Genomic DNA, 23288 nt, shown 5'->3' with positions numbered 1-23288 from the left:
AATAACTGTTTGGTTTTCTTGTTGCTGAGATTTTGAACATAACTCTATCTTAATATTAAGATAGAGTTATGTAAGTTTATGACTTAATCAGTCTAAGTACAATTTTGGAAACATATCACTCCAATTCACAAACCTGAATCTTTCTAGGGTTTGGAATTTTAAATAGTATTCGCCAGATCTATTGTGATAAAATCCTGCATTAACAGTACCAGATACAATATATTCGTTTGAATTGGATGAAACCCTAGTTATTTGAATATTTGGTTTATAAGTTACTGCACGTCCACGGCTCAGCTTCATTATTTCTGGATTAATAAATTCAATTCTAAAGTCGCTTTCAGAAATACCTTGCCAGCTAAGATCCTGTACTCTTGCACTAAAAGTTGCTATTGCTTCGTCATTCACATACGTAAAATCACTTATATCTGCCTCGGTAACAGTTATTATATCTGTATCTATATTTTCATTATAAACAACTGTTACTGCTTGTTGCTTCCATCCATTTATTGGGCTATATGTAATTATGTTTAATTCATATGTTCCTTCTGATTGAAATGAAAAATGCATTCTCTCTTGAAAATATTCGCCCATTGTAGGAGCAACCTGGTTACCAGTAATCCAAACATTATAAGAATCAACAGATGGATCAGCTGACAAGAAAGATAAATATTTTGAATCGGTATATATAGTATGGATTTGATTATTTGTATAATATACGTGAGTTGCCTGCACAGGTGCTAGAATTCCCTCCGTTGCATTTGCAAACGAAATATTTCCTAATAACGACGTCATCATGATACCTAACATCAAAGTTAATAAAACTATTTTTTTTGCTTTTGACATTATAAATTCCTCCAATCGTATTTTAAATTACAAGTTTAGTTTATTATTACGAGCCCATAATATTGTTTATATATTATCATATAAAATAAAGACAAAATAGTGACTTGAGTCACTATTTTGTTTTTGAAAGTATAAGGGAGGTTTTTATGATTCTTATCTTAGTATTTTTTAAAAAACTTTGACTTCTATTAAGGCTTTTTTATCCTCTGATTTGGTAAATGTGATGAGAAGTATGTTAGTTAATGGATAAAAAAGCTAAAAGGCTATTGCAAGTATATATTATTCATGATAAAATATGAGTGCGTTCATAAATGAGCGTGTTCATATTTTATAAAAAGGATGATTATATGGGATTAAGAAGTGAAAAAAAGAAAGTTATACGTGAAAAGATTTTAAAAGCTGCCAGTGAACTTCTTTTGATAAATGGTTATGAGAATACAACTACAGATCAAATTGCTGAAAAAGCAGGAATAGGTGTAGGAACTCTCTATAATTACTTTAAATCAAAAGCTGATATATTCATAGAGGTATTTGCAGAAGAATTTGAGGATGATGAAAACATAATAGAAATAAAAGAATATAGCATTGAATGCATTTCAGATATAATTTTATCCTATGGTATGATTCATATAAAAAAGGTTATGAATTTTAATAAAAATATATTAAAGGATTTGGTGGTAGCAGCATTTGGAATGTACAAGAAAAATCCTAAGCTTTTTAGAAAATTGATTGATATGGATTATAAAATGATGGATAAATTTGCTTTGATGATAAACAGTTTGAAAGACAAAAACATTTTGTCCCATGAGGTTAATACAAAAGATGTAGTTGAACTGATATATAGTGCCATGGCATATGAGTTTTTTATATACTTATTTGAGGATGATAAAGATATAGATGAAATAAAAGAAAATATTAGACGAAAAGTGAAGTTAATACTAGGAACAGCAAAATAGTAGACTCTTTTAGCTATAGCTAAACATCGGAGCTGTAGGTGGGGATTCTACTATGTCTAAGGATTATAATTATTTTTTGAGTATTCCTTAACATCTGAAAGCAGGTGAAGAATAATGAGTATAATACTAAAAGCGACTAATCTTTCTAAGTTTTATCAAATGGGTGAGGTTCAGGTTAAAGCACTAAATGAGGTAGATTTTGAAATCTATCAGGGTGAATTTGTTGTTGTTTTAGGGCCTAGTGGTTCTGGAAAGAGTACCATGTTAAATATGATTGGAGGCATGGATAAGGCTACTAGAGGAGAAATATTTTATAAAGGGAACCCTCTACATAATGCAACAGAAAAGCAGTTGACTCAATATCGCAGAAATGCAGTAGGCTTTGTTTTTCAGTTTTATAACCTTATGCCAAATCTAACATCACTAGAAAATATCAAACTTTCTGTTGAGATAGCAAATAATGCTTTAGATGCTGATATGGTAATGGAAGAAGTGGGGCTTTTAGATAGGAGGAATCACTTTCCGTCCCAGCTATCAGGTGGACAACAGCAAAGAGTTGCTATTGCAAGGGCGGTTGCAAAAAATCCTGACATTTTGCTATGCGACGAGCCTACAGGAGCATTAGATACATCTACTGGAGTTCAGGTTTTAAAAGTGTTGCAAAGCTTTAATCAAAAACACAGAAAAACAGTAATCATTATCACCCATAATTCGTCTATAGCAAAAATGGCAGACAGGGTTTTTCATATGCATGACGGGAAAATAGATAAAATAGAAATTATTGATACTCCTATGCCACCAGAGGAGGTGGAATGGTAAGTGCTACATAAAAAAATGCTGCGAGATCTTCTCAAAAATAAAGTAGCCTATTTAGCATGTTCAGTTATTATAGCTATAGGTCTTATGATATTTGTTTCAATGGAAAATACATATATTAATTTAAATAAATCCATGAATTACTTTTACAATGAATATAACTTTGCAGATGCTTTTGCAACTGTTGAATCAATGCCATTAAACCATTTAAGAGGAATAACAGATATTCCAGGGATTGAACAAGTATCAGGCAAGCTTGTAAAAGATGTAAGGGTTTTATTTTCAGATAGAGAGGATAATGTGTATCTTAGACTTGTATCGGTGGACTTAGAGGAAAATGAAAGATTAAATGATATATGGCTTATGGAGGGAACTGAGTTAGAAAAGAGCAAGAGAAATATATGGACAGGGATAAAATTTTATGATGCTAATGAGTTAAATTATGGAGATGATATAGAAGTTATAATAAACGGAAAAGTTACAGAGTTAAATGTTATAGGAAAAGCACAAAGTCCTGAACATGTATATGTTATGAAAGATATAACAGATTTTTATCCTTCTGATAAAGAGTTTGGAGTAGCATATATCCCATATGATGTCATGGAAACTCTCTTTGATTTTAATGGAACTATTAACGAAATATCATTTAAAGTAGATTCTTCACATTCCTTTGAAGATATTAAAAGCCAGTTAGAAAGCCGACTTAAAAAATATAATGTTTCAAATATCGTAGAAAGAAAAGACCAGTTAAGTAATTTTATGCTAGCAGAAGAAATGAAACAAATAGAAAAAATGTCTTCAAGCATACCTATATTATTTTTAATAGTAGCAGCTATAATATTATGGATAATGTTAAAAAGGATGGTAGAACATCAAAGAATGCAAATAGGCACATTAAAGGCATCAGGATATTCATCTTTTCAAATACTTATGCACTATGTTTCATATAGCGTTGTAATTGGAATAATTGGAGGTATTGTAGGTGGCGTTTTTGGCTTTATTATTTCTGATGTAATGATAATGATGTACCAGGACATATACTCATTGCCTAATTTAGAAAGTGAAATTTCTGTGGTCTATTTTTTAATGGGTATAATTATTTCTGTTATTTTTAGCAGTATTGCTGGGGTATTAGGAGCTAGAGGAGTGCTAAAACTTGAACCTGCTGAATCTATGTGCCCACCAGCACCTGTCTCAGGTAAGAAAATATTGCTAGAAAATGTAAATATATTCTGGGAGGCTCTAACAGTACAGGGTAAAATGGCAGTTAGAAATATTTTTAGAAGTAAGGGTAGGAGCTTATTTACCTGTATGGGGATTGCATTTGCCTTTAGCTTAATGGCAGCCCTTTTTTCTTTTGTAAATATGTTTGATGTAATAATTATGGATACCTTTGAGTATGTGCAAAAATATGATATGAAAGTTACTTTTTATCCACTACAGAATGTAACACCTATTATAAGGGAATTGGAAGCAATAAGTGATGTGGATTTGGCAGAACCTATGTGGGAAGTTCCTGTAACACTGACAAATGAGCATAGAAAAAACGATACAATAATTTTAGGGTTAAAAAGTAATTCGGAATTGTATCATGTTGTAGATGAGAAAAAACATAGAGTGACAATTTTAGAAGGTGGCATAATGTTAGCAGAACCACTTGCTAAAAAGCTTGACGCAAAAATAGGTGATATTTTAGATGTAGAGACTCCATTTACCCAAAAAGAAAATTTGCAAATTGGTGTAGCAAATATTGTTCCACAATATATAGGAACTAATGGATTTATGATATTAGAAGATCTTAATGCTCTTTTAGGACATAGAGATGCTGGTAATTCAGTATTATTAAGACTTCCACAAGAATCAACGGGAGAAATAAAAAACAGACTAAATGAATCTAAAATTGTTACATCTATTGAAGAAATAGATCAGACTAGAGAAAAGTATGCAGAATTAATGGAACAGGCATTTATAATGCTTTATGTAATGGCTTTAATGGCTATATTAACAGGATTTGCCATAATATACAATTCTGGATTAATATCTTTTTCAGAAAGAGAAAGAGAGTTAGCATCTTTGAGAGTAATGGGAATGAGCAACGGAGAAGTTATGGAAGTTCTTTCGTTTGAACAGATTTTTCTAGGGATTGTTGGAATTGTAGTAGGTATTCCACTTACTTATTTTTATAATTACCTACTAGTAGAGAGTTTTGAGACGGATTTTTATAATTTTCCAATGGTAGTTAAACCAGAAGTGTTTTTATATGCACTTTTAGGTACGGTGTTAGCGACTTTTTTTGCTTATCTTTCTATACGAAAGAGGGTGAAAAATCTTAGCATGGTTGAGGTGCTAAAAGAACGAGAATAATATAATTTTAAAATCATTGTATAAGTGAGGGTGATGTTATGAAAAAAGCAGTAAAATGGACAATAGGCGTAATAATTATAATAATGATAGGGGCATATGTAGTATATGAAATGATAAAACCAGTTGAAGTAGAATTGTTAAATGTCCAATCTGGTGAAGTTGTTCTGTCATTTAAAGAGGAGGGGAAAGTTGAGCCAGTATTAAAAAGAGATATATACACTATTTTGACACAAAAAATTGTTGAACTTAATATAGAAGAGGGGCAGTTTGTAGAAGAGGGAAGCATAATTGCATGTCTTGACAATGAGGCTATAGAAAAACAGATAAATATACTGGAAGTACAAAGAGACAATATGATACAACTTAAAAATATGACATTGAAGGAACTAAAAAATCAGATAGAGCAGCAGCAACTTATGGTTCAGGAAACAGCCAGACAAATTGATACCAGTAAAAAGGAACTTGAAAGAATAAAAAGCCTTTTTGAAAATAATTCTGCAAGCAGTGTAGAGGTGGAAACTGTAGAAAATCAGGTTAATCTTCTTGAAGGAACGCTAGAGAAGCAAAATTTAGCACTTTTGCAGATGCAAACACAATATAACAATCCTAAAAGTGAAACGGTGGGGTACCACAGTTCCAATGTAGATACAGTTGCTTCCCAGATAAGACAATTAGAAAGTCAACTTAAGGATAGTATTATAAAAGCACCTATAAGTGGAATTATAGTTGATTTAAATTATAGAAAAGGTGGAATAATTAGTCCTCAGTTACCACTTTGTACATTGTATCAGCCAGATGATTATCGTATTGAAGTTATGGTTTTATCAGAGGATGCTGTAAATCTTAAGAAAGGAATGATTGTAGACTTAACGCAGAAATTATCAGGAGGAGATATCCAGTTTACAGGGGAAATAGGCTATATAGCTCCAGCGGCAACTGAAAGTTTATCTTCATTAGGTTTAAAAGAACAGCGAGTAAAAATGCACATTAAATTAGTAGAGCAAAAGGGTGCAGTCTTATCACCGGGATTTTCTGTTGATGTAGAGTTTACAACATTTAGAGAAGACAATTTAATTACAGTTCCTAAAACTAGCTTATTTAAGTCAGATGGGAAAGATACCCTATGGATTGTAGAAGACGGTAAAGCAGTAATGAGATATGTTGAAAAAGGTATTAGTACTGATGTGGATACAGTTATAACTGAAGGTATTGTTGAAGGTGAATATATAATAAAAAATCCAAATATAGACGGATTAAGTGTTGGAAAATCTGTTGTTGAAATAAAATAAGACAATGAAGATATTTATGGTGTTAATATTTACAAAACTGTTGTAATGCTACAAAGTTCACGACTGTATTAAAATGATAACATAGTTAAAAATAAACAAATTAAAACTTTTAACTTATACTGCTTTCTAAATCGATATCTAACTTTTTTTCATTAAAAAACACCCTTATTCTTAGTTTAATTAAAGTTTACTTTCTAAATTCTAATTTTCTAATTAGAAGAAATATTTATATAAACTTGCTGACAAATACGAAAAAGAGTATCTTTTAAGATCCCATTATTTTTTGGGGTATTGAAACAAATAATGGGATCTTAAATTATCTAGTGGATACAGATTATGGAATCACAACTGATTTATCTATAAGCTTCGGAGAACCATCTTTAAATTCAAACATATACATTACCTCAGAATATGAAGATGAATCTGGGTTTTCGTACATCAAGGTATAGATTCTATCATCAGTAGATAAAATTGGGTCCACAAATATTATAAGTGATGGTGTTTCAAGGGGTACAAATTGAAAACGAACTTGTTCAACACCTAGAAGATCTTCGTAAAGTTCTTTAAGTTTTCTATTGTTTAAAAGGTCATCAAATATCAATGTGACTTCTGCATCATTTATACTGATTAGTTCTAATCCATACTTTTCATTTAATTCATTCCATTCATCATATTGTCCAACTTTTATTTTTTCTAATGTTTCTTCATCAAATTTTATAGTAAAATTGCTTTTATTAAAACGATAATTGTGTTGAGGTGAGACATTTGAAATTTTAGGAAATTCCTCGCTAAAAGTAGATCTTATAAGAGAAAGCTCGTCCTCAATTTCATATATCAAATTTTCAGAAGGAATAATTTCATCGCAAAGAAGTGAAGCTAAATACTTAGATTCTGCTTCTTCATCTGAAAGGTCTGTAAACTCACTTAATTCTAATTTAGCAGTAGTTTGAAAATCCCCAATATATGAAGTAACAGTTGTATCAGCAGAAACACCATTAAAACTATCTAGATTTGAGAAAGATGCTATTTCAACAGTTTGACTAAATCTATTATCTTCATCTAATAAAAGTTCCTTTTCTTCTAAATCTTCAATGGATGTAGTTACAGTTGCACGATTTCCACTTGCATGACCTTCAAGATATAGTTTTATGACTCCAGCTTCTCCAAATTCAGAACCCTGTGTTTCTAAATACCAATGTTCCTTGTCAATTATTATACCTTCGTCATTAACAATTTGTTTGAGTAAGTCTAAGTCATTTTCATCAACAATCCCATCTTCATTAATATCTGCAATAATCATTTTAAGTGGAGAAAGAGTTTCTACTTCTCCTGAAAGAAAGTCCTCTAAAATTTCTATATCTTTATAGGTATGTTGTTCATCACCTGTTAAATCTCCAAGGATATATTCAACATCATTAGAAGGGAATTTATCAATGATTTCCAATGTATATCTTTGCATTAATGCAAGATCAGTAGAATCAAAAACCCCATCACCGTTTATGTCAGCAATCATAAGTTGTTCTGGAGTTAGAGGGTTTGAAGAGGTAGCGTTTAAAAGAGTTCTTTTAGCTAGAACATAATCTGATGAATCAATTTTACCGTCATAATTAAAATCACCTTTTATAAGTTGTCTATAATATGGTGACTCAGAAACATTACAGGTTATAGTCCAAAAATCCGAATAAACAACCTGGTTATCTTTGTTTTTAGCAAATATACAATACTCTTTTCCATTAACTAAATCTTCTTCGCTTCCCTCATCTAAAGGTAAAATATGATATGTATATCCCATAGAGTCAGAACCACCAATTATTGAAGGCTTAATATCTTCAAAAGAATCAATGTATTCCACTTCAATATCAATTGTATTTTCAGTAAAATCAATTACAGGCTCTCCAATTTGTCCAGGGAGAGTGACTTCAAAAGGAGAATAATCCTCATCCAGTGTAAGGCATTCAATGGTAAAATCTTGTGTTTCTACTAATTCACCAAACCTTGTCTCAAAATTTACAGTATATTGAACAGGGTTTTCAGGATCAGAAAAATCCTGTGATTCCGGTGAGCTGTAGTTATATCCTTCGATAGTTAAAAAAACTCCACTAGGGTTATTTAGTGTTCTTTCAAATGTTGGTGTTAAAGAAGACAAATCATAATCTTGTGGCATTAGGGAAATAATGCGTTCTTTAGAGTGGTCAACTATTGGTTCTCCAATTTGTCCAGACAAATATAATTTATATATAGGTAAATTGTTGACAAATTGATTAAGCTCAGAAAAATCTACCGCATAAGGTGGTTTATCATCAATTGCATACTTGGCTCTCATAAGCGTACTTCCACCTATAGCTTCTAAATAGTACCAAAAAGAGTCATCTTGTGTTCTTATCGCTTTGTCTGTTTCTACTGATAAAACACCATTGAAAAATTCATCACCGAACATTCTTGCCATAAAAGTTTCACCTGATGGCTGTTCCACTTCAAAAGGTGTTGGATCTGCAGGTCCTCCAAAACTGATAAATGAAGAACTAAGCAGCACAACACACAAAAACAGTGAAAAAAGACATTTTTTTGTTAACATAAAATCCGCTCCTCCCAAAAAAAATAATTTAATGTTATTATATCATAGAATGAGGGGGGATGGGCAGTAATTTAGGAAATTAAGTTTGTGTTAAGTATGTACAATGAAAGTTTATTGAGGGTGTTTGCATTATTTTCCAAAAGTGTCTTTTATGCAAGGCCATTTAAGGGGGTCTCCTGTAAAGTAGCAGGAGCCACCGTTTTGCTTGGATTTATACAACATTTTATCGGCTTTGCTAATTAGTAATTTTGCCATGTTATCAAAATAAGATTGAGGAATTGGACGGGGAATGTCTTGATCTTTCAAATTATGAATTTCTATTCCGCAAGCACCTATACTGCATTCCACTGGAATGTTTTCTAAAGATCCTTTAACTTTTTTTTTTTTTAAATTTTTTTGTATTCGTTCAATAACTATATGTAAGTTTTCTAATGGGGTATTTGGCATGAGAATTGCAAATTCATCTCCACCATAACGTCCTACAAAGTCGGTAACTCTTGTAGATTGTTTAAGTACCGAACCCATTATAGAAAGTGCTTGGTCACCTGCAAGATGACCTGCATTATCGTTTATGTATTTAAGTTTATCCATATCTAGCATAATTAAGCTTAAGGGTAATCGTTGGCGAAATGATGTACGCAGTTCCCGTAGCAGCCATTGTTCAAAGAAACTTCTAACATAAACTCCGGTTAACTTATCATTTGTGGCTGTTGAAAATAATCTCATATTCTGAATTGCAACAGAAGCTTGGTTAGAAAAAACCTGAAGTATCTCCATGTCCTGCTTTGTACTAATGTACTGATCAAGATAAACAATCCCCAGTACATTATCACCTAAAACCAATGGTATTGCTGTATAATCATCAGAAATATTTATGTTTGCCTTTCTTAATATATCGTAAAGTGTATTTATTTTTGAAGGTTCAAGACAGCTTTCTAGACTTTTATGGTGACTAAATTTCCCTGTAGCAACGTGAATCTCTAGATTTGTTTCTTCTTTTAGCATTGCCAAAAAAGAATCGGATACAGCTTTATTTATTTTAATACTGTGCTCCTCTGGCAGTATTGCTAGAAAAGAATTAACCGCCCCAAGAAGACCTGTTATTTGAATAAGAATACCCTTTAATAAGCTGTCAAGAGATTGAATTTTATGCAATTCTGGTGTCGCATCAAGAATATACTTCAATCCATTGCGACTTTTATATAGCATCTGAGATATACTAGAAGCTCTTAATGCTGCGTCAACCCATAATAGTACTTCTTCAGATTGATTAAATTTGCTATAATATCCTTGTACATCAAGTTTGTGCATCATTTCACGAGAGAGTTTTTCACCTGCGTTATTTGTCTGAAAGATAACTTGTATATATTTATTTGATTTTCGAAGCTCAGTAACTATAGCTTCACTAGTTGGTTTGTCAGGCAAAAAATAATCTATTATTAATAAATCAAAATACTGTTTTTGTAATAAATATAAAGCTTCAGAACTGCTTGTAGTTGTAATTACTTCATGAGTTTCATTACCTAATAGCGATGCTATATAGGTTCTGTGTTCTTTTTCATTATCCAGCAGCAAAATTCGTCTTTTACTTAGTGAAGTCATATTTTTTAGTTTAGTCATAGATGATTCCTCCCGATATAGATAATATAATGCATAAATTATATCGGTATAATTTGATTTTTATTTGAATGTAAATTAGATTAAATAAAAATTATTTAGTTCATACCCAGTTCATAATTAACATTTAAAATAATAGTATATACATCAAGTTGGAATATGTAATAAAATTAGCTGAATTTTAAAACTTAGAAGGTAATGGGGGTTGAATTGTAAGTGAGTTTTAAACAAAATAAAGATTTTAAACAAATAAAAACAGAGTTAATTAGATTTATGATGATGTATAAATTTGCATTAGATGAGTTTAATACAAAAATAGATATCTTGAAACAGGAATTTTGCTATATTCACGATTACAATCCTATTGAACATGTTAAATCGAGATTAAAAACTCCAGAGAGTATTATGAAAAAACTTAGAAGGAAGGGGTGTGAAATTTCACTTCCTTCAATAAGAGAAAATATTCAGGACATTGCAGGAGTTCGAATTACCTGTTCATTTATTTCAGATATATATGAGTTAAGTGAAATGTTGCAAGCTCAAAAAGATATAAAGTTGGTTAAATGCAAAGATTACATAAAAAGTCCAAAGCCCAACGGCTATAAAAGTTTACACCTAATATTAAAGGTGCCTGTTTTTATATCAGATAGAAATGAAGAAACTTATGTTGAAGTGCAAATTAGAACAATAGCTATGGATTTTTGGGCTAGTTTAGAGCACAAAATTTATTACAAATATGACAAAGGTATTCCAGAAAGATTAAAAGGGGAGCTTAAAGAAGCGGCAGATTCGGTAGCAGAGCTAGATAGGAAAATGGAGGGTATTCATAAAGAAATTAATCAGTTAAAACAGACTGATCAATTAGAGCCAGAGATTGATTTTGACGATGGAACTCAGGAAATTTTTATTAACAACCAACGTTTTTATCTTCCGTATGATTTTTTAACAGAGAATTTTAAAACAGAAAAATAGCAAGTATTTTTGTACATACTTATAAAATATATCCCTATTTGGTGGTGAGTCCATACGTTTATATGTTCTTGACTTACTAAGATATTCTATTTATAATTATAATTATAACGAATATTTTTTTTAGGAGTAAGTCAATAATAAAGCTCTGTTCAAAAATGGGAATTTATTATGGTTATTCCTTGGTAAGGGGAACATATGGAAGATTTAATTAAACTTGAAAATGTGTCCAAAGATTATGATGGTAATATTGTGGTGAAAGAGGTCAATCTATCTATTAGAAAAGGACAAACTATTGGTGTTATTGGTGCAAATGGCACAGGAAAAAGTACTCTTTTAAGGGTTATTGCAGGTCTTACTAAAGTATCCAATGGAAAAAGGTTACAAAAAGATAATATAAAAATAAATTATGTTCCAGAACACTTTCCAAAGATGAATTTTACACCAGTTGAATATCTTCATCATTTAGGATCATTTCAAGGTCTGTCAAAGTCTGAAATAGATCAGCATATTGAAGATTTATTTGATAGATTTAACATGAAGCTTATGAAACACACAATGATTAAATATCTTTCTAAAGGTTCTATGCAAAAGGTGGCTGTTATACAGTCACTGATGACAAAGCCGGATGTTTTACTTTTAGATGAACCCCTTTCAGGGCAGGATTTAGATTCTCAGGAAAGGTTTATACAAGCAGTACAAAACTTTAAAGAAGATGGGGTTTCTATTGCAATAGCCTGTCACGAAAACCATATTATTGAAAAATTAGCAGATAGGGTTCTTGTTATATCTAATAAAGTTATACACGGAAGTAAAGAGTTTACAACTAAAGTTATTCAATTTAAGTGTGAAGATGATCCTATATTAATGAATACTTTAGATCAAATGGAAGGTGTTATTAAAAGTGATGTATTGAAAGATCAGGTTCATGTGTATGTTAAGTCGCATTGTAGTAATCAATTGCTAAAAAAATTATTAGATAGAGATTGCTACATTATGTCTGTAAATAGTGTTATGGAATATGGTGATTGATATTAGAAATTTTAGAAAGGAATTTTTAGAATGATTAAGCAACTTTTGTTTTATAATCTGCGATACTATAGCAGATCTCATAAATTTATTGTACCTCTGGTAATTTACTTGGCTATGTTTGCAGTTTTATATTCTATTAAGCCTCTTGGGGTAATGAGTACATATGCCATGACTTCAATGATGACTTTTATAATTGCTGTATTGGTTGCTTATAGTTTTATGGAAATAGAAGACCCAGTCCAACAACAAATTGCTTTATTGAGTCTTAGAAATGACAATATGTATTATTTTAGTAAAGTTCTTTTTGTCTGGATTATTATTTCTATAATGAGCTTTGTAGTGGTGTTATATCCAAGTATATTTGGTTTTTTTGATAGAAGTGTAAAGGTAAGTGATTTTATAGTAGCTATGGTAGGGCACATTTTTTTAGCACTCTTAGGAGTTTGTGTTTCGGCTTTGTTTAACTCAAGACTGTTTAAAAATCGACAGTTTGCTATTTTAACTTTAATAATCGTTGTACTAATCTCTGTTGTTCAAAAGGCAATAATTACAAAATATCCAGCTTCTAGGTGGGGGCTCTATGTTTTACCGCCTGTTTCTTTTGTTGTTGATAAAATGACTAACTTTGAAGGGTTAGCAGATTTAGGATTCTTACTTTTAGCATTTGCCAGTTCTATAGCGTATTCTTTTATTATTTTAGTCCTATTTATAAAATTAATGAAAGTAAAAATCTTTTAAAAAATATGGTTATCTGCTTAAGTACAGACAACCATATTTTAGTTATTTCTCCTCTGGTTATATCTTTATCAAGTCTAAATAAAAGTGACTAAAGTCACTAAAGGTCACTTTTTTATGACTGCAATTAAATTGTTATACCAAAAGCCTATCTAATCCATGTCAATTTGTAAGTTTACATTAAAACCAGGCATTAAAAACCCATCGTCATTGTCAATGCTGGTCTCAACAAAAATGGTGGTCTCTCCATTTCTCCTAACAGCATTGCTTGCTATATATGTAATTTTTCCTGTGTATGTTTTTGATCTATCTGCTTGAGGCGATATTGTCAATTCAGATCCTAATGTTATGTCTTTTATAAATTCTTCTGGTATATTAGTTTCAACTATAATTTCTTCATGATTCATTAAGCTTATTAGTTTTTGGGAAGGGGATATAGATTCTCCTTCAACGTATGTCAATTCGTAAGCTATTGCGTTGTCTATACTTGAGATTATTTTGTTTTCATCTATATAGTCTTTGTTTAGTTTTTCTTTCATTAAATTAATTGTATTTTTTAAAGAGCTGAGATTTTCATCATTAAGTGTTTTAGAAGATGATTTTAAATTAATTGATAGTTGTAGCTGTTCAATTTCTTTTTGCAGGTTGTATTCAAGTGTAGAAATATTATTCTCAATTATACTTATGTTATTTTTGTAGCTTTGAACATTTCTTTCAAGAGTGTTTAGTTCAGATTTTGATATTGTACCACTTTCGAACAGAGATTTTTTTGCATTGAATTCCTCTAATGCTTTAGTATAATTTTCTTCTGCAACTAAAAGTTCATTTGACAACTTTTTTATTTCTGGGTAGCTTTTATTTGCAAGATGGCTTTGAAGCTTAGATAAGTCTTGTTCCAATTTGTCCAATTCCAATTTATCGTTTTGCAAATTTGACTTAAGTCTATGTAACTCAAGTTTTTTAGCACTTATTTCTTCTTTGTATTTATCATAGTTTATTGTGAATAGCAAGTCGCCTTTGTTTACGTTTTCACCTTCTTTTACATGAACTTTTTCTATTACAGCAGGAAAATCAATTCTTATATCTTCAATTTTTTTAGATTTAACAACACCAAAAGCATCTATAGTTTGCGTTAATTCTATAGAAGATTCAGGTGTGGAAGATTCTTCGCTATTAGATTGACATCCTGACCCAAGCAGCAAAGCACCTGCCACTATCCCAATAATTAATTTTTTCATTATTCATCCACTCTCCCATCTTTAAGATTAATTATTTTTTCACCATATTCAGAGGCTTCCTGTGAGTGGGTTACCTGAATGATGGTTTTGCCCTTTTCAATATTAATTTTTTTTAAAAGTTTCATAATTTCAGTTCCAGATTTACTGTCTAAGTTTCCAATAGGTTCGTCGGCAAGTATAATGTCCGGCTCATTAATTAGAGCTCTTGCAATTGCAACTCTTTGCTGCTGACCTCCTGAAAGTTCTCTGGGTGTATGATTTCTTCTGTCTGATAGTCCTACTACTTCAAGAAGTTCATCCAGCCTGTGTTTGTAGTTTTTAGTTTTTTTCCTATCTAGCAAAATAGGTAGCATAATATTTTCTTCAACATTTAAGTTGGGAATAAGATTGTAAAACTGAAATACAAAACCTATATCCTGTCTTCTCATAAGGCTCTCGTCCTTATCCTTCATAACCGAAAGTTCTTTCCCCTTTATTTTTATATTTCCAGAGGTAGGCTTGTCAAGAGCCCCTATTAAATAAAGAAGGGTGCTCTTTCCTGAACCAGAGGGACCCATGATGGAAACAAATTCACCGTTATGAATTGATAAGTTTATATCCTTTAGTACCTCTACATCTAAATTTCCCATTTTAAATGTTTTATATAAATTAGTTGCTTTAACTGCCACTTCCATAAATAAAATCTTCCTTTCATTATTATTTTAAACTTTATAAATGAGCTTATATTTTATATTTAAAACCACTACTTTTTATAAGGAGTGGCACTTTGTTTTTAGTTCAAGCCAAAGGAGTTCACTCATATTTTATAGCTTCAATAATATTTAGCTTTGATGACTTTAATGCAGGGCTAATACTTGCTGCAAGTGTTATAAAAACACCTCCTAAAAATGAGTACAAAAATATACCAAAGGAATAGTGCAGGGGTATCGGCAAGCTTATTACTTTTAGTACATAAGAGGCATTGAAAATTAGAATAGAGCCTGCAGATATACCAGCAAGACCGCCAATAATACCACCTGTCAGCGATTCTATAAACAGCATTTTAATAATCTGTCCCCTTTCCATTCCCACCGAGCGAAGAACAGCAAAAGAGTGTTTTCTTTCAATAAAGTTTATTACAAAATTATTTAGCACACCAAAAATTCCTATTATCATAGCCAAAATAGAAAACCCTTTTAATATAGAGAACATTTGACTGTTAGATTGCTCATTTCTTTCTTCCATATCAATCATTGTGCTGGTCCATATACCACTTTGGGGAAATCTTTCTTTTATGCTTTTTTCCACTTCATGAGGAGATAAATTGGTTTTAACATAAAAGAAAGGATAGTAATTTAAATTTGCATCTGTTTTTAAAAATCTTTCACTTACAATTGCATAGCTTCCATTAGACAAAATTGTGTCGATAAAGCCTGTAATAGTGTATTGTTTAACTTCTCCTGACAGTTCTAAGTCGATAACGTCCCCCTTATTTACTCCCATGCTGTCTTTTAAAGAGTTTGTTATAAGGATATTGCGTCCAGAGTCAAGGTTATCAAGGACTTCCTTGGGATTTCCCTCTATATGTACGTTCATAAAATCTAAATATCTAGAAGTATCAATTCCACATAAAGACATTAACCTTGTGTTTTTTTCATAAACCTCCACATTACGTAATTCATAAGTTCCATATACTGAGTCAACTCCTTCAACAGTATTGAGAAGTGCATGGAAATTTTGGTTAGAATTATATTTTTCAACCCTGATATCAAAGTTCATGGAACTATATGCATTTATAACTTCTATACCGACACTAAAGCTAATTATATTAATCATAAGAAGGCTAGAAATACCTATACCCAGTAGTGAAATATTATTAAAAATACTTTTGTTGTCTTTTAGGTTTTTAGTAGCTATAATACCTTCATTACCAAATATCCAAGAATATAATTTTCCAAATATAAATACTATTAAGTTTGTAATATAAGGTACAATGAGAACAATTGATATTATGGATAAAATCATACAGCTAGTATAAATGAACATTGAAGCTGATCCCAAACTTTGAGGGATAAATGGTGGCAAAAAAATTGCAAGAGTAAAAACAAGAATAGAAAAAATAAATTTCCAGTTCTTTTTTTTATGTTTTTGCTCTACAGAATTTAAAACAATATCTTTAACTGGTATTTTTGATACCTTTATTATTGGAATAATAGAACTAACAAAACCAATTAGAACAGCAACCAAAAATGAAGTAAAAAGCATTGAGAAAGAAAATTCAATTTGTGTTCCAATTCCAGTCATCCAAGCAGGTTTTGAAAGGTATGACATAATATATAAAATTCCGATTCCCAGTCCACAACCTGAAACCCCACCAATTATTCCGTATGAAAAACTTTCTAAAATTAAAACGAAATCAGTTCTTTTCCTTGTTGCACCTATACTTCTAAAAGTACCTATTACAGGTAGCCTTTCTTTAGTGAGTACCTTAAAAGATGAGTATATAATAAACACACTCATAATAAATACTATTAAAGTCATTAACATAAAAGTTGTTGTCAATGGAGCAATCTGATCGTTTATTTCTTCTGTTGAAAAAGGTTCTCTTACAGTGTATTGTGGATATTCACCTGACAATATATCTAAAGCTGCTTCTATGTTTTCAGGATTTTTAAGTTTTAAATATACTGTATTAAATCTTCCCTGTGCATTATAAATAGAGCCTAACGACTCTTCAGGTAAAAGAGCATAATTTGAAGAACCATCATCGGCAAAAATTCCTGAAGGATGAGCAATTGAATGAATCATAAATTTGTACATATTGCCCATGATTTCTAGGTCAATGTATTCACCTAAAGATAAATTATAATCATCTGCAGTTGCTTTACTTATAATTATTTGATACCCTTCAAATGATTCTTTATCAGCACCTTTATATATGGAAAAGGGATTCATTTTTTGCATATTGTCATAATCCATTCCCATTAGTGAAAAATTCAAAGATTCTGCTTGATTAGGTCTGTAGCTAGCAGAGCCACTAAGAGCACCAATAATATAATCAAATTTATCTCTGTGATTTTGTGCACCAGATGTTCTAAAAAATGGTGAAGGAGATTTTTCGTTTTGGCGTATTATAATATCTGAATCACCAAAATATTGTTTCATACTCTCTTCATATATTTTTATCATACTTCCTGACATTGCAATTGATGAAAAAAACAGTGCCGATGATACCATTATTGAAAATACTATAAGAAAAGTTCTGAATTTTTTCTCCCATATGTTTTTAATTATAAATTTTAGTATTATACCTATTGTTATTCCCTCCCCTTTTTAAGAAAATTCGCCAACGCTCGGGAACTTTCTTGTTCGATATAAAACTCTATGGTTCTACTCGACGGATGCTTCGTATACTGAGCACCTTTATTATATAATAAAACAAAAATAATGCATGCACAATAACTAGTACGATAATGTTTTTAAATAGTCTGAAAAAGTTTGAAAAAAGAAATGGCGAAGGATTATACAGGAGAATGGAGAATTATCAGCCCAAAAAAGAAAGGAATTGAAAGATAAATTAAATTATTTAAAAAATCACTTGACACACTGATGTTACTATATTAAAATATTTGAGTATGGTTAAATTGGTTCTATATGATTTGAACTAATATAAATTTATCTATAAATATGGTTTTGATTAAGGAGGTAAGAAGTTTAATGAAAACTTTTATGGCTAAGGCCAACGAAGTTAAGAGAAAATGGTATGTTGTTGATGCCGAAGGAAAGACTTTAGGAAGACTAGCTAGTGAAGTGGCAAAAGTTTTAAGAGGAAAGAATAAACCAGAATATACTCCACATGTAGATACAGGTGATTATGTGGTAGTACTAAATGCAGAAAAGGTTGTTCTTACAGGTAAAAAGATGGAGCAGAAATTCTACAGAAGGCACTCTTTGTATCCAGGTGGATTAAAGGAAATACAGTACAAACAATTTTTAGCTGACAAACCTGAAAGAGCTGTTGAGATAGCAGTAAAAGGTATGCTTCCTAAGAATAGCCTTGGCAGGGCGATGTCTAAGAAGCTTAAGGTTTATAGAGGAGCGGAGCACCCACATGAGGCTCAGCAACCCGAGAAACTAGAAATCAATATTTAATTAGAAGGGAGGTATAATTTTTTATGTCAAAGGTACAGTATTATGGAACTGGAAGAAGAAAGAAATCAATTGCTAGAGTTAGACTTGTTCCTGGAGATGGAAAAGTTCTTATAAATGACAGAAGTGTTGATGATTACTTTGGTTTGGAAACATTGAAGGTTATAGTTAAGCAACCTTTGTTACTTACTGATACATCAAGCAAGTTTGATGTGCTTTGCAAAGTAATGGGTGGAGGCTTTACAGGTCAAGCTGGTGCTATTAGACATGGAATTTCAAGAGCTTTGTTAAAGGCAGATGAAGAATTAAGACCGGCCTTAAAGAAAGCTGGATTCCTTACAAGAGACCCAAGAATGAAGGAAAGAAAGAAATATGGTCTTAAAAAAGCAAGAAGATCTCCACAGTTTTCAAAGAGATAATTTGTGTGTTTTGGAAATTTGGAAAGGTTTTTCTTTGTATTGAGAAAAATGTCAGAGGATGTTTTTTAGATAGATTTATCTGTCTGAGAAATATCCTTTTTTGATGGCAAAGAAAGTGCATTGCTTTCTTGCATCAAAAAAACTCCACCTTATGAGATAGGTGGAGTTTTAGAATTAGATGAAAATGTCACTTCTTAAGTTATTGCTTTGTTTTTAATATCTTTAAGCTTATTAGCCATAGGTTCTATCATTTTTTCAAAGTTTTCAAAATATTTTTTGTAATTACTGCTTAAAATAGTCATGTTTTTGTGAAAATTATCGTTAAATCCAATATCCTGAATGCTTCTTTTAAAGCTGCCAAGTACTTTAATTCTTTCCTTCATCTCTTCACTTAAATTCAAATAAGCCTTATCAACTTCTTCTGACATCTTTTCCCTGTAGTTTTCTATCATATCCGTTTCTGAAGATATAAGGGAATTAAACATTTCATTAAATTCTTCTTCCATTTCTTCAAGCCTGCCATCACTACCAGATAAAAACATTTCATTTATAGTTTCTGAATATTCAATAGGATTTGCATCATCTAAAAATTTTACTATTTCTCTCCATGCTTCTTCCTTTTGTGGAGTATCTATAGGTTCGTTTAAAAGCTTACCATACATTAAAGCCATTATTTTGCCAAAAATACCTGGAAATATTCTTCCTAGTTCCTTTTTCATAAAATTACATTGTCTTTTTTCATTAAGCTCTAGTACTTCATCAAGTACGGAAAGTCTTTTTAAAGTTGTTACTGAACCAGCACCATATTTCTCATACTCTTTTAGACAAGTATCTACTACATTCTTATTTTTTTTAATTCTATCCATGTCCTCTTCTAGTTTCTCTTTGTGCATTTGAAGCATTGTCTTTAAGTAATCAGGTTTCTCAAATAATCTCGCTATTTCCTTTACAGGCACATCCAGCCTTCTAAAAATTGATATCTGAATAAGCCTGTTTACATCTTCCACTGAGTAGTCCCTATAATTGTTGTCCTCATTTACATCAGGTTTTACTAGTCCTTGTTGTTCATAATAATTGATAGCTTTTTTAGTTAACCCTGTAAGTTCCATAACTTCGCTTATTTTCATAATTAACACCTCCTGATAACACTTTATTATATTCCCTAGGGGAACAGTCAAGAGATAAATAATTGTTTTTAGTTCGTAATAAATAGGTACTTGCTTTTTTTTATAATATCATATCAAATCCTGTTTTTTAATCTAAAATCAAAAAAATTATCCCAAATAACATACATTTGCTTTATTTATAAATTCATATGATGGAACTATATTAAAAGAGCTAGATACTCTTGATACATTACATTGATAGAATAATCCCCCGAAGAAAACTCTTCGGGGGATTGTTTTGTAAAAACATTTTAATATTGAGGCACAGGTTCAAATGACCTTCCAGCATATTCTTTAACAATATTTTCGACTTCGGTTACTGGATGTAATAGATGTTCATAAGCATATGGTACATTAGAACTACTTAGATCATTATCCCACACTTTCTGATCTACCACGCTGTCTTCAATAATGTTATCAATCATATGCCAATGTCCTGTGCTGCTGCCATACCACCATCCAATTGGTCCCTGTATATAATCGCCTTGACTGTCATTATTACCAGAGCCAACATTTCTGAATACATTATTTTCAATTCTCATTTTAGCACCTTGGCGACTATTAATACCGGAGCTATGAATGTCTTCAAATAAATTATTAAACATATGAGTAGTAGCATACCTATTTAAAGGAACTCGGGTGTTAAGCTCACGAAACCAATTATGATGAAAGGTAACATTATCAGGAGCCGCACTGTCGCTATCACTATGACCAACCAAAATTGCTTTATAATGATCTTCAAATATGTTCCATGATACAGTTACATTATGAGAAGTATGTTTTATTGTCAATAATTCATCATAATAATCTCTATGGATTTCAGGAATTACACCTTCACTGTGAAAGTGATTACGATCAATCCAAACATTATTGCTATAATTTAATTCCAAACCAGTTGCTTCTCCTGCTCTCACATTATATATTCTTAAATTGCGAATAATTATATTACTTGCACGAATTAATCTAATACCAATTCCATTTAATTCTCCATTTGCACCATCACCAATGATTGATACATTTTCTACATCTTCGACTCTAAATTCATTAACTCCATCTGGAGTAAGTTCGTCAACAATATAGAAAGTTACTGGTGGATGGGGAGGGTGATTATCACTACTACGGTGATATCTCATAAGTCCAAGCAAAGCAGCTTGAAAATGTTGTGAACAATCAATATATAAAATCATACCACCATCATAATTCCCAGTCTCTAAAGCATCTTCTATATCTTCGCCATATGTAACTACCTGAGGATTGGTTCCTTCTCCTCCAGTTACAGTACTATGAACACTATTATTACTTCTATCTCTATTACTTGGATCGCCTTCCATGTCAGCGTATCCAACCAAACTAAAATCAACAGTTTCAGATGGATCAGTTGGATCTGGGCTTGGTTGATCTTGAACAGGAAAAGCATCAATTATTTCCAAAACGTATCTTGTCAATAAAGTATAGTCGGTAGAATCAATCACACCATCCCCATTTAAATCTGCAGATGAAATTGGAGTTTCATTAGGGAAAGTATCTGTAATGCTTAAAATATACCTTCTTAATAAAGAAAGGTCACTAGAATCTATCATTCCGTCACCATTCAAGTCACCATACTCTAAACTTGCTCCTTTAATAGAAAAATTTTCATAAGCTGTTCCATATGCAATGGATAGCATTAGGGTAGATGTTAATACTGAAATAAGTATCAACAAAAGTAGTTTCCTTGTTTTTTTGGTTAAAACTTTTTTCATAAAATTTTTCCCCCTTAAATTTATTTTTAGCGAAACTGTCAGAGTGTTGCAGAACAAACCGATACCTAGGGTTACTCCATCACCCTTAACACTATAAAACACATTTTTATACCCTTCATAATATGATTTTATTTCGCTATTATATAAGTTCGAAGGAAAAAAGTGTTTTGTTGTTTATGAAAGACATATATCATAAAAACACAATGTTTACACATTCTAATTTCACTTGATTTTTCCATATCCCTATTATATAATGAAAAAAACAATTAAATCACATAATAAGATTTTTAATACAAGAAATGATTTTTCACATAAAACAAGCACAAAGTTTTGCAAAAACAAGGCACTAATTCTACTTAAAGATTTAAAAATAAAGAATATGACTAATTCGACTAAGGATACTATTAAAAGCCTAAGACGAAAGGGAGCGGAAAATATCAATGTAAGAAAAGGGGGATTAAAATGGATGTAAAGAAAATTGGAAGATTTATTTTTGAGCTTCGTAAAGAAAAAGGTTATACACAAAAAAATCTTGCAGAAAAATTAAAGGTTACAGATAAGGCTGTATCACGTTTGGAAAAGGGAAAAGATGTGATTAATGTTTTGGTTTTAGAGAACTTAAGCAAAATATTTGATGTGTCTGTAAGTGAAATACTTTCTGGAGAGCGAATGGAAAAAGAGAATAGAGTAGAAAAAACTGATAGAATAATTTTGGATACTTTAGACAAATCAAATAAAATGCGTTCTAATATGATAAATGGCATATATATAGCAGTTGGTATAATTTTATTAATAGGTCCTCTTTTTACAAGGTCAAAATTATTTTTAAATATGTTATCATTTACACATATGTTTTTTTTAATACCATTTGGGATGGTGTTTATTACTAAGGCAATTCAACAAATTGTTTATGAGAATCGTGGTAAAAAATTAAATGTTAGTAAAAAAACAATGTATATTGGTGCATTAGCATGTCAGGTTACAGCTTTAATTTTAGAGCTACTTCCCTCTGCTTTTAAGAGTGGCTTTTTTGGAATTCCGGATCATTTTATAGTAACAAGCTCATACTTTAGTATTGGACATATAGGATATGGATATTTTCCACCCTTTTTAACAGGTGTAATGACTATCTTAATAATTTTACTGTCTGTTATAAATGTGATTAAAAAATTTTCAGCAGTTAAAATCCAAAATGCCTTACTTACATGTAGTACTATAGCCACTTTATTAGCCCATATATCAGGTGTTTTTTTGGGTATGAGATATGTGACTATGATTGGTTGTATTATTTCTATTCTTTTACTGATTTCCACTGTTTTATTAGTATTTGCCAATGTTCAACAAGACCGTGTTGTAGCTAATAGCAAAAACTTTAGCAGTTAAAGTATATGAGATATTA

General features: G+C 31.1%; 18 protein-coding genes. 10 read left to right on the top strand and 8 right to left on the bottom strand.

The genetic code is table 11. From position 1 onward, the window contains the following. Window positions 1–87: 87 nt before the first annotated feature. Window positions 88–843 (bottom strand): hypothetical protein, encoded by a 756-nt coding sequence (locus tag RBH29_RS07350; protein WP_306696126.1) that lies wholly within the window; start codon window positions 841–843, stop codon window positions 88–90. Window positions 844–1190: 347 nt separating this feature from the next. Between RBH29_RS07350 and RBH29_RS07345 the strand changes: the two genes are divergently transcribed. The 4 genes from RBH29_RS07345 to RBH29_RS07330 all read left to right on the top strand — a co-directional run bounded on the left by RBH29_RS07345 (window position 1191) and on the right by RBH29_RS07330 (window position 6268). Then, complete coding sequence (locus tag RBH29_RS07345; RefSeq protein ID WP_306696125.1) at window positions 1191–1799, top strand: TetR/AcrR family transcriptional regulator; 609 nt, start codon at window positions 1191–1193, stop codon at window positions 1797–1799. Window positions 1800–1913: 114 nt separating this feature from the next. After that, entirely contained in the window at window positions 1914–2618 is a 705-nt protein-coding gene (locus RBH29_RS07340) for an ABC transporter ATP-binding protein (protein WP_306696124.1), read from the top strand. Continuing rightward, on the top strand, window positions 2619–4979 hold the full coding sequence (locus tag RBH29_RS07335; RefSeq protein ID WP_306696123.1) for an ABC transporter permease: 2361 nt from the start codon (window positions 2619–2621) through the stop codon (window positions 4977–4979). A 38-nt stretch (window positions 4980–5017) separates the two neighbouring features. Then, complete coding sequence (locus RBH29_RS07330) at window positions 5018–6268, top strand: efflux RND transporter periplasmic adaptor subunit (protein ID WP_306696122.1); 1251 nt, start codon at window positions 5018–5020, stop codon at window positions 6266–6268. A 334-nt stretch (window positions 6269–6602) separates the two neighbouring features. Here RBH29_RS07330 and RBH29_RS07325 read toward each other — a convergent pair whose 3' ends face one another. Both RBH29_RS07325 and RBH29_RS07320 read right to left on the bottom strand, forming a co-directional pair. Next, the gene (locus tag RBH29_RS07325) at window positions 6603–8843 is read right to left on the bottom strand and encodes a dockerin type I repeat-containing protein (RefSeq protein WP_306696121.1); all 2241 of its coding nucleotides are present in this window, start codon (window positions 8841–8843) and stop codon (window positions 6603–6605) included. 129 nt (window positions 8844–8972) lie between these two features. After that, window positions 8973–10463, bottom strand: a complete 1491-nt coding sequence (locus tag RBH29_RS07320) for a diguanylate cyclase (protein ID WP_306696120.1) — start codon at window positions 10461–10463, stop codon at window positions 8973–8975. A gap of 213 nt (window positions 10464–10676) precedes the next feature. Between RBH29_RS07320 and RBH29_RS07315 the strand changes: the two genes are divergently transcribed. The 3 genes from RBH29_RS07315 to RBH29_RS07305 all read left to right on the top strand — a co-directional run bounded on the left by RBH29_RS07315 (window position 10677) and on the right by RBH29_RS07305 (window position 13199). Continuing rightward, window positions 10677–11432, top strand: a complete 756-nt coding sequence (locus tag RBH29_RS07315; protein WP_306696119.1) for a GTP pyrophosphokinase — start codon at window positions 10677–10679, stop codon at window positions 11430–11432. Between the two features lie 195 nt (window positions 11433–11627). Further along, window positions 11628–12461 (top strand): ATP-binding cassette domain-containing protein, encoded by an 834-nt coding sequence (locus tag RBH29_RS07310; RefSeq protein ID WP_306696118.1) that lies wholly within the window; start codon window positions 11628–11630, stop codon window positions 12459–12461. Between the two features lie 30 nt (window positions 12462–12491). Beyond that, window positions 12492–13199 carry a hypothetical protein gene (locus RBH29_RS07305; protein ID WP_306696117.1) on the top strand — a complete coding sequence of 236 codons (708 nt, stop codon included), beginning with the start codon at window positions 12492–12494 and terminating at the stop codon, window positions 13197–13199. 149 nt (window positions 13200–13348) lie between these two features. Here RBH29_RS07305 and RBH29_RS07300 read toward each other — a convergent pair whose 3' ends face one another. The 3 genes from RBH29_RS07300 to RBH29_RS07290 form a co-directional block, all read right to left on the bottom strand. Beyond that, entirely contained in the window at window positions 13349–14434 is a 1086-nt protein-coding gene (locus RBH29_RS07300; RefSeq protein ID WP_306696116.1) for an HlyD family secretion protein, read from the bottom strand. Beyond that, window positions 14434–15108 (bottom strand): ABC transporter ATP-binding protein, encoded by a 675-nt coding sequence (locus tag RBH29_RS07295; RefSeq protein ID WP_306696115.1) that lies wholly within the window; start codon window positions 15106–15108, stop codon window positions 14434–14436. The genes RBH29_RS07300 and RBH29_RS07295 overlap by 1 nt, the downstream gene beginning before the upstream one ends. Window positions 15109–15226: 118 nt before the next feature. Next, window positions 15227–17665, bottom strand: coding sequence for an ABC transporter permease (locus RBH29_RS07290; protein ID WP_373463306.1), 2439 nt, complete (start codon window positions 17663–17665; stop codon window positions 15227–15229). Between the two features lie 465 nt (window positions 17666–18130). On the opposite strand from RBH29_RS07290, the gene rplM reads away from it, so the two are divergent. Next, window positions 18131–18565: a 50S ribosomal protein L13 gene (gene rplM / locus RBH29_RS07285; RefSeq protein WP_306696113.1), complete on the top strand. Its 435-nt coding sequence runs from the start codon at window positions 18131–18133 to the stop codon at window positions 18563–18565. A 23-nt stretch (window positions 18566–18588) separates the two neighbouring features. After that, the gene (gene rpsI, locus RBH29_RS07280; RefSeq protein ID WP_306696112.1) at window positions 18589–18981 is read left to right on the top strand and encodes a 30S ribosomal protein S9; all 393 of its coding nucleotides are present in this window, start codon (window positions 18589–18591) and stop codon (window positions 18979–18981) included. 194 nt (window positions 18982–19175) lie between these two features. Here the strand turns inward: rpsI and RBH29_RS07275 are convergent, their stop codons facing one another. Together RBH29_RS07275 and RBH29_RS07270 are read right to left on the bottom strand one after the other, a co-directional pair. Continuing rightward, window positions 19176–20108: a MerR family transcriptional regulator gene (locus tag RBH29_RS07275; RefSeq protein ID WP_306696111.1), complete on the bottom strand. Its 933-nt coding sequence runs from the start codon at window positions 20106–20108 to the stop codon at window positions 19176–19178. A gap of 290 nt (window positions 20109–20398) precedes the next feature. Further along, window positions 20399–21889 carry a pectate lyase family protein gene (locus RBH29_RS07270; RefSeq protein ID WP_306696110.1) on the bottom strand — a complete coding sequence of 497 codons (1491 nt, stop codon included), beginning with the start codon at window positions 21887–21889 and terminating at the stop codon, window positions 20399–20401. Window positions 21890–22351: 462 nt separating this feature from the next. Here RBH29_RS07270 and RBH29_RS07265 point away from each other — a divergent pair, with 462 nt between their 5' ends. Further along, complete coding sequence (locus tag RBH29_RS07265; protein WP_306696109.1) at window positions 22352–23272, top strand: helix-turn-helix domain-containing protein; 921 nt, start codon at window positions 22352–22354, stop codon at window positions 23270–23272. Window positions 23273–23288: the final 16 nt, after the last annotated feature.

Origin of the sequence: Herbivorax alkaliphila (assembly GCF_030848475.1) — a bacterium.
Lineage (GTDB): Bacteria > Bacillota > Clostridia > Acetivibrionales > Acetivibrionaceae > Herbivorax.
The sequence above is the reverse complement of the archived record's forward strand: the minus strand, read 5'-3'. Positions and strand labels throughout refer to the sequence as shown.

Bases quoted from the DNA above. Each gene is read 5' to 3' on its own strand.
- RBH29_RS07350 (WP_306696126.1), bottom strand. From the start codon at position 843: ATGTCAAAAGCAAAAAAAATAGTTTTATTAACTTTGATGTTAGGTATC.
- RBH29_RS07345 (WP_306696125.1), top strand. From the start codon at position 1,191: ATGGGATTAAGAAGTGAAAAAAAGAAAGTTATACGTGAAAAGATTTTA.
- RBH29_RS07340 (WP_306696124.1), top strand. From the start codon at position 1,914: ATGAGTATAATACTAAAAGCGACTAATCTTTCTAAGTTTTATCAAATG.
- RBH29_RS07330 (WP_306696122.1), top strand. From the start codon at position 5,018: ATGAAAAAAGCAGTAAAATGGACAATAGGCGTAATAATTATAATAATG.
- RBH29_RS07325 (WP_306696121.1), bottom strand. From the start codon at position 8,843: ATGTTAACAAAAAAATGTCTTTTTTCACTGTTTTTGTGTGTTGTGCTG.
- RBH29_RS07320 (WP_306696120.1), bottom strand. From the start codon at position 10,463: ATGACTAAACTAAAAAATATGACTTCACTAAGTAAAAGACGAATTTTG.
- RBH29_RS07310 (WP_306696118.1), top strand. From the start codon at position 11,628: ATGGAAGATTTAATTAAACTTGAAAATGTGTCCAAAGATTATGATGGT.
- RBH29_RS07305 (WP_306696117.1), top strand. From the start codon at position 12,492: ATGATTAAGCAACTTTTGTTTTATAATCTGCGATACTATAGCAGATCT.
- RBH29_RS07300 (WP_306696116.1), bottom strand. From the start codon at position 14,434: ATGAAAAAATTAATTATTGGGATAGTGGCAGGTGCTTTGCTGCTTGGG.
- RBH29_RS07295 (WP_306696115.1), bottom strand. From the start codon at position 15,108: ATGGAAGTGGCAGTTAAAGCAACTAATTTATATAAAACATTTAAAATG.
- rplM (WP_306696113.1), top strand. From the start codon at position 18,131: ATGAAAACTTTTATGGCTAAGGCCAACGAAGTTAAGAGAAAATGGTAT.
- rpsI (WP_306696112.1), top strand. From the start codon at position 18,589: ATGTCAAAGGTACAGTATTATGGAACTGGAAGAAGAAAGAAATCAATT.
- RBH29_RS07275 (WP_306696111.1), bottom strand. From the start codon at position 20,108: ATGAAAATAAGCGAAGTTATGGAACTTACAGGGTTAACTAAAAAAGCT.
- RBH29_RS07270 (WP_306696110.1), bottom strand. From the start codon at position 21,889: ATGAAAAAAGTTTTAACCAAAAAAACAAGGAAACTACTTTTGTTGATA.
- RBH29_RS07265 (WP_306696109.1), top strand. From the start codon at position 22,352: ATGGATGTAAAGAAAATTGGAAGATTTATTTTTGAGCTTCGTAAAGAA.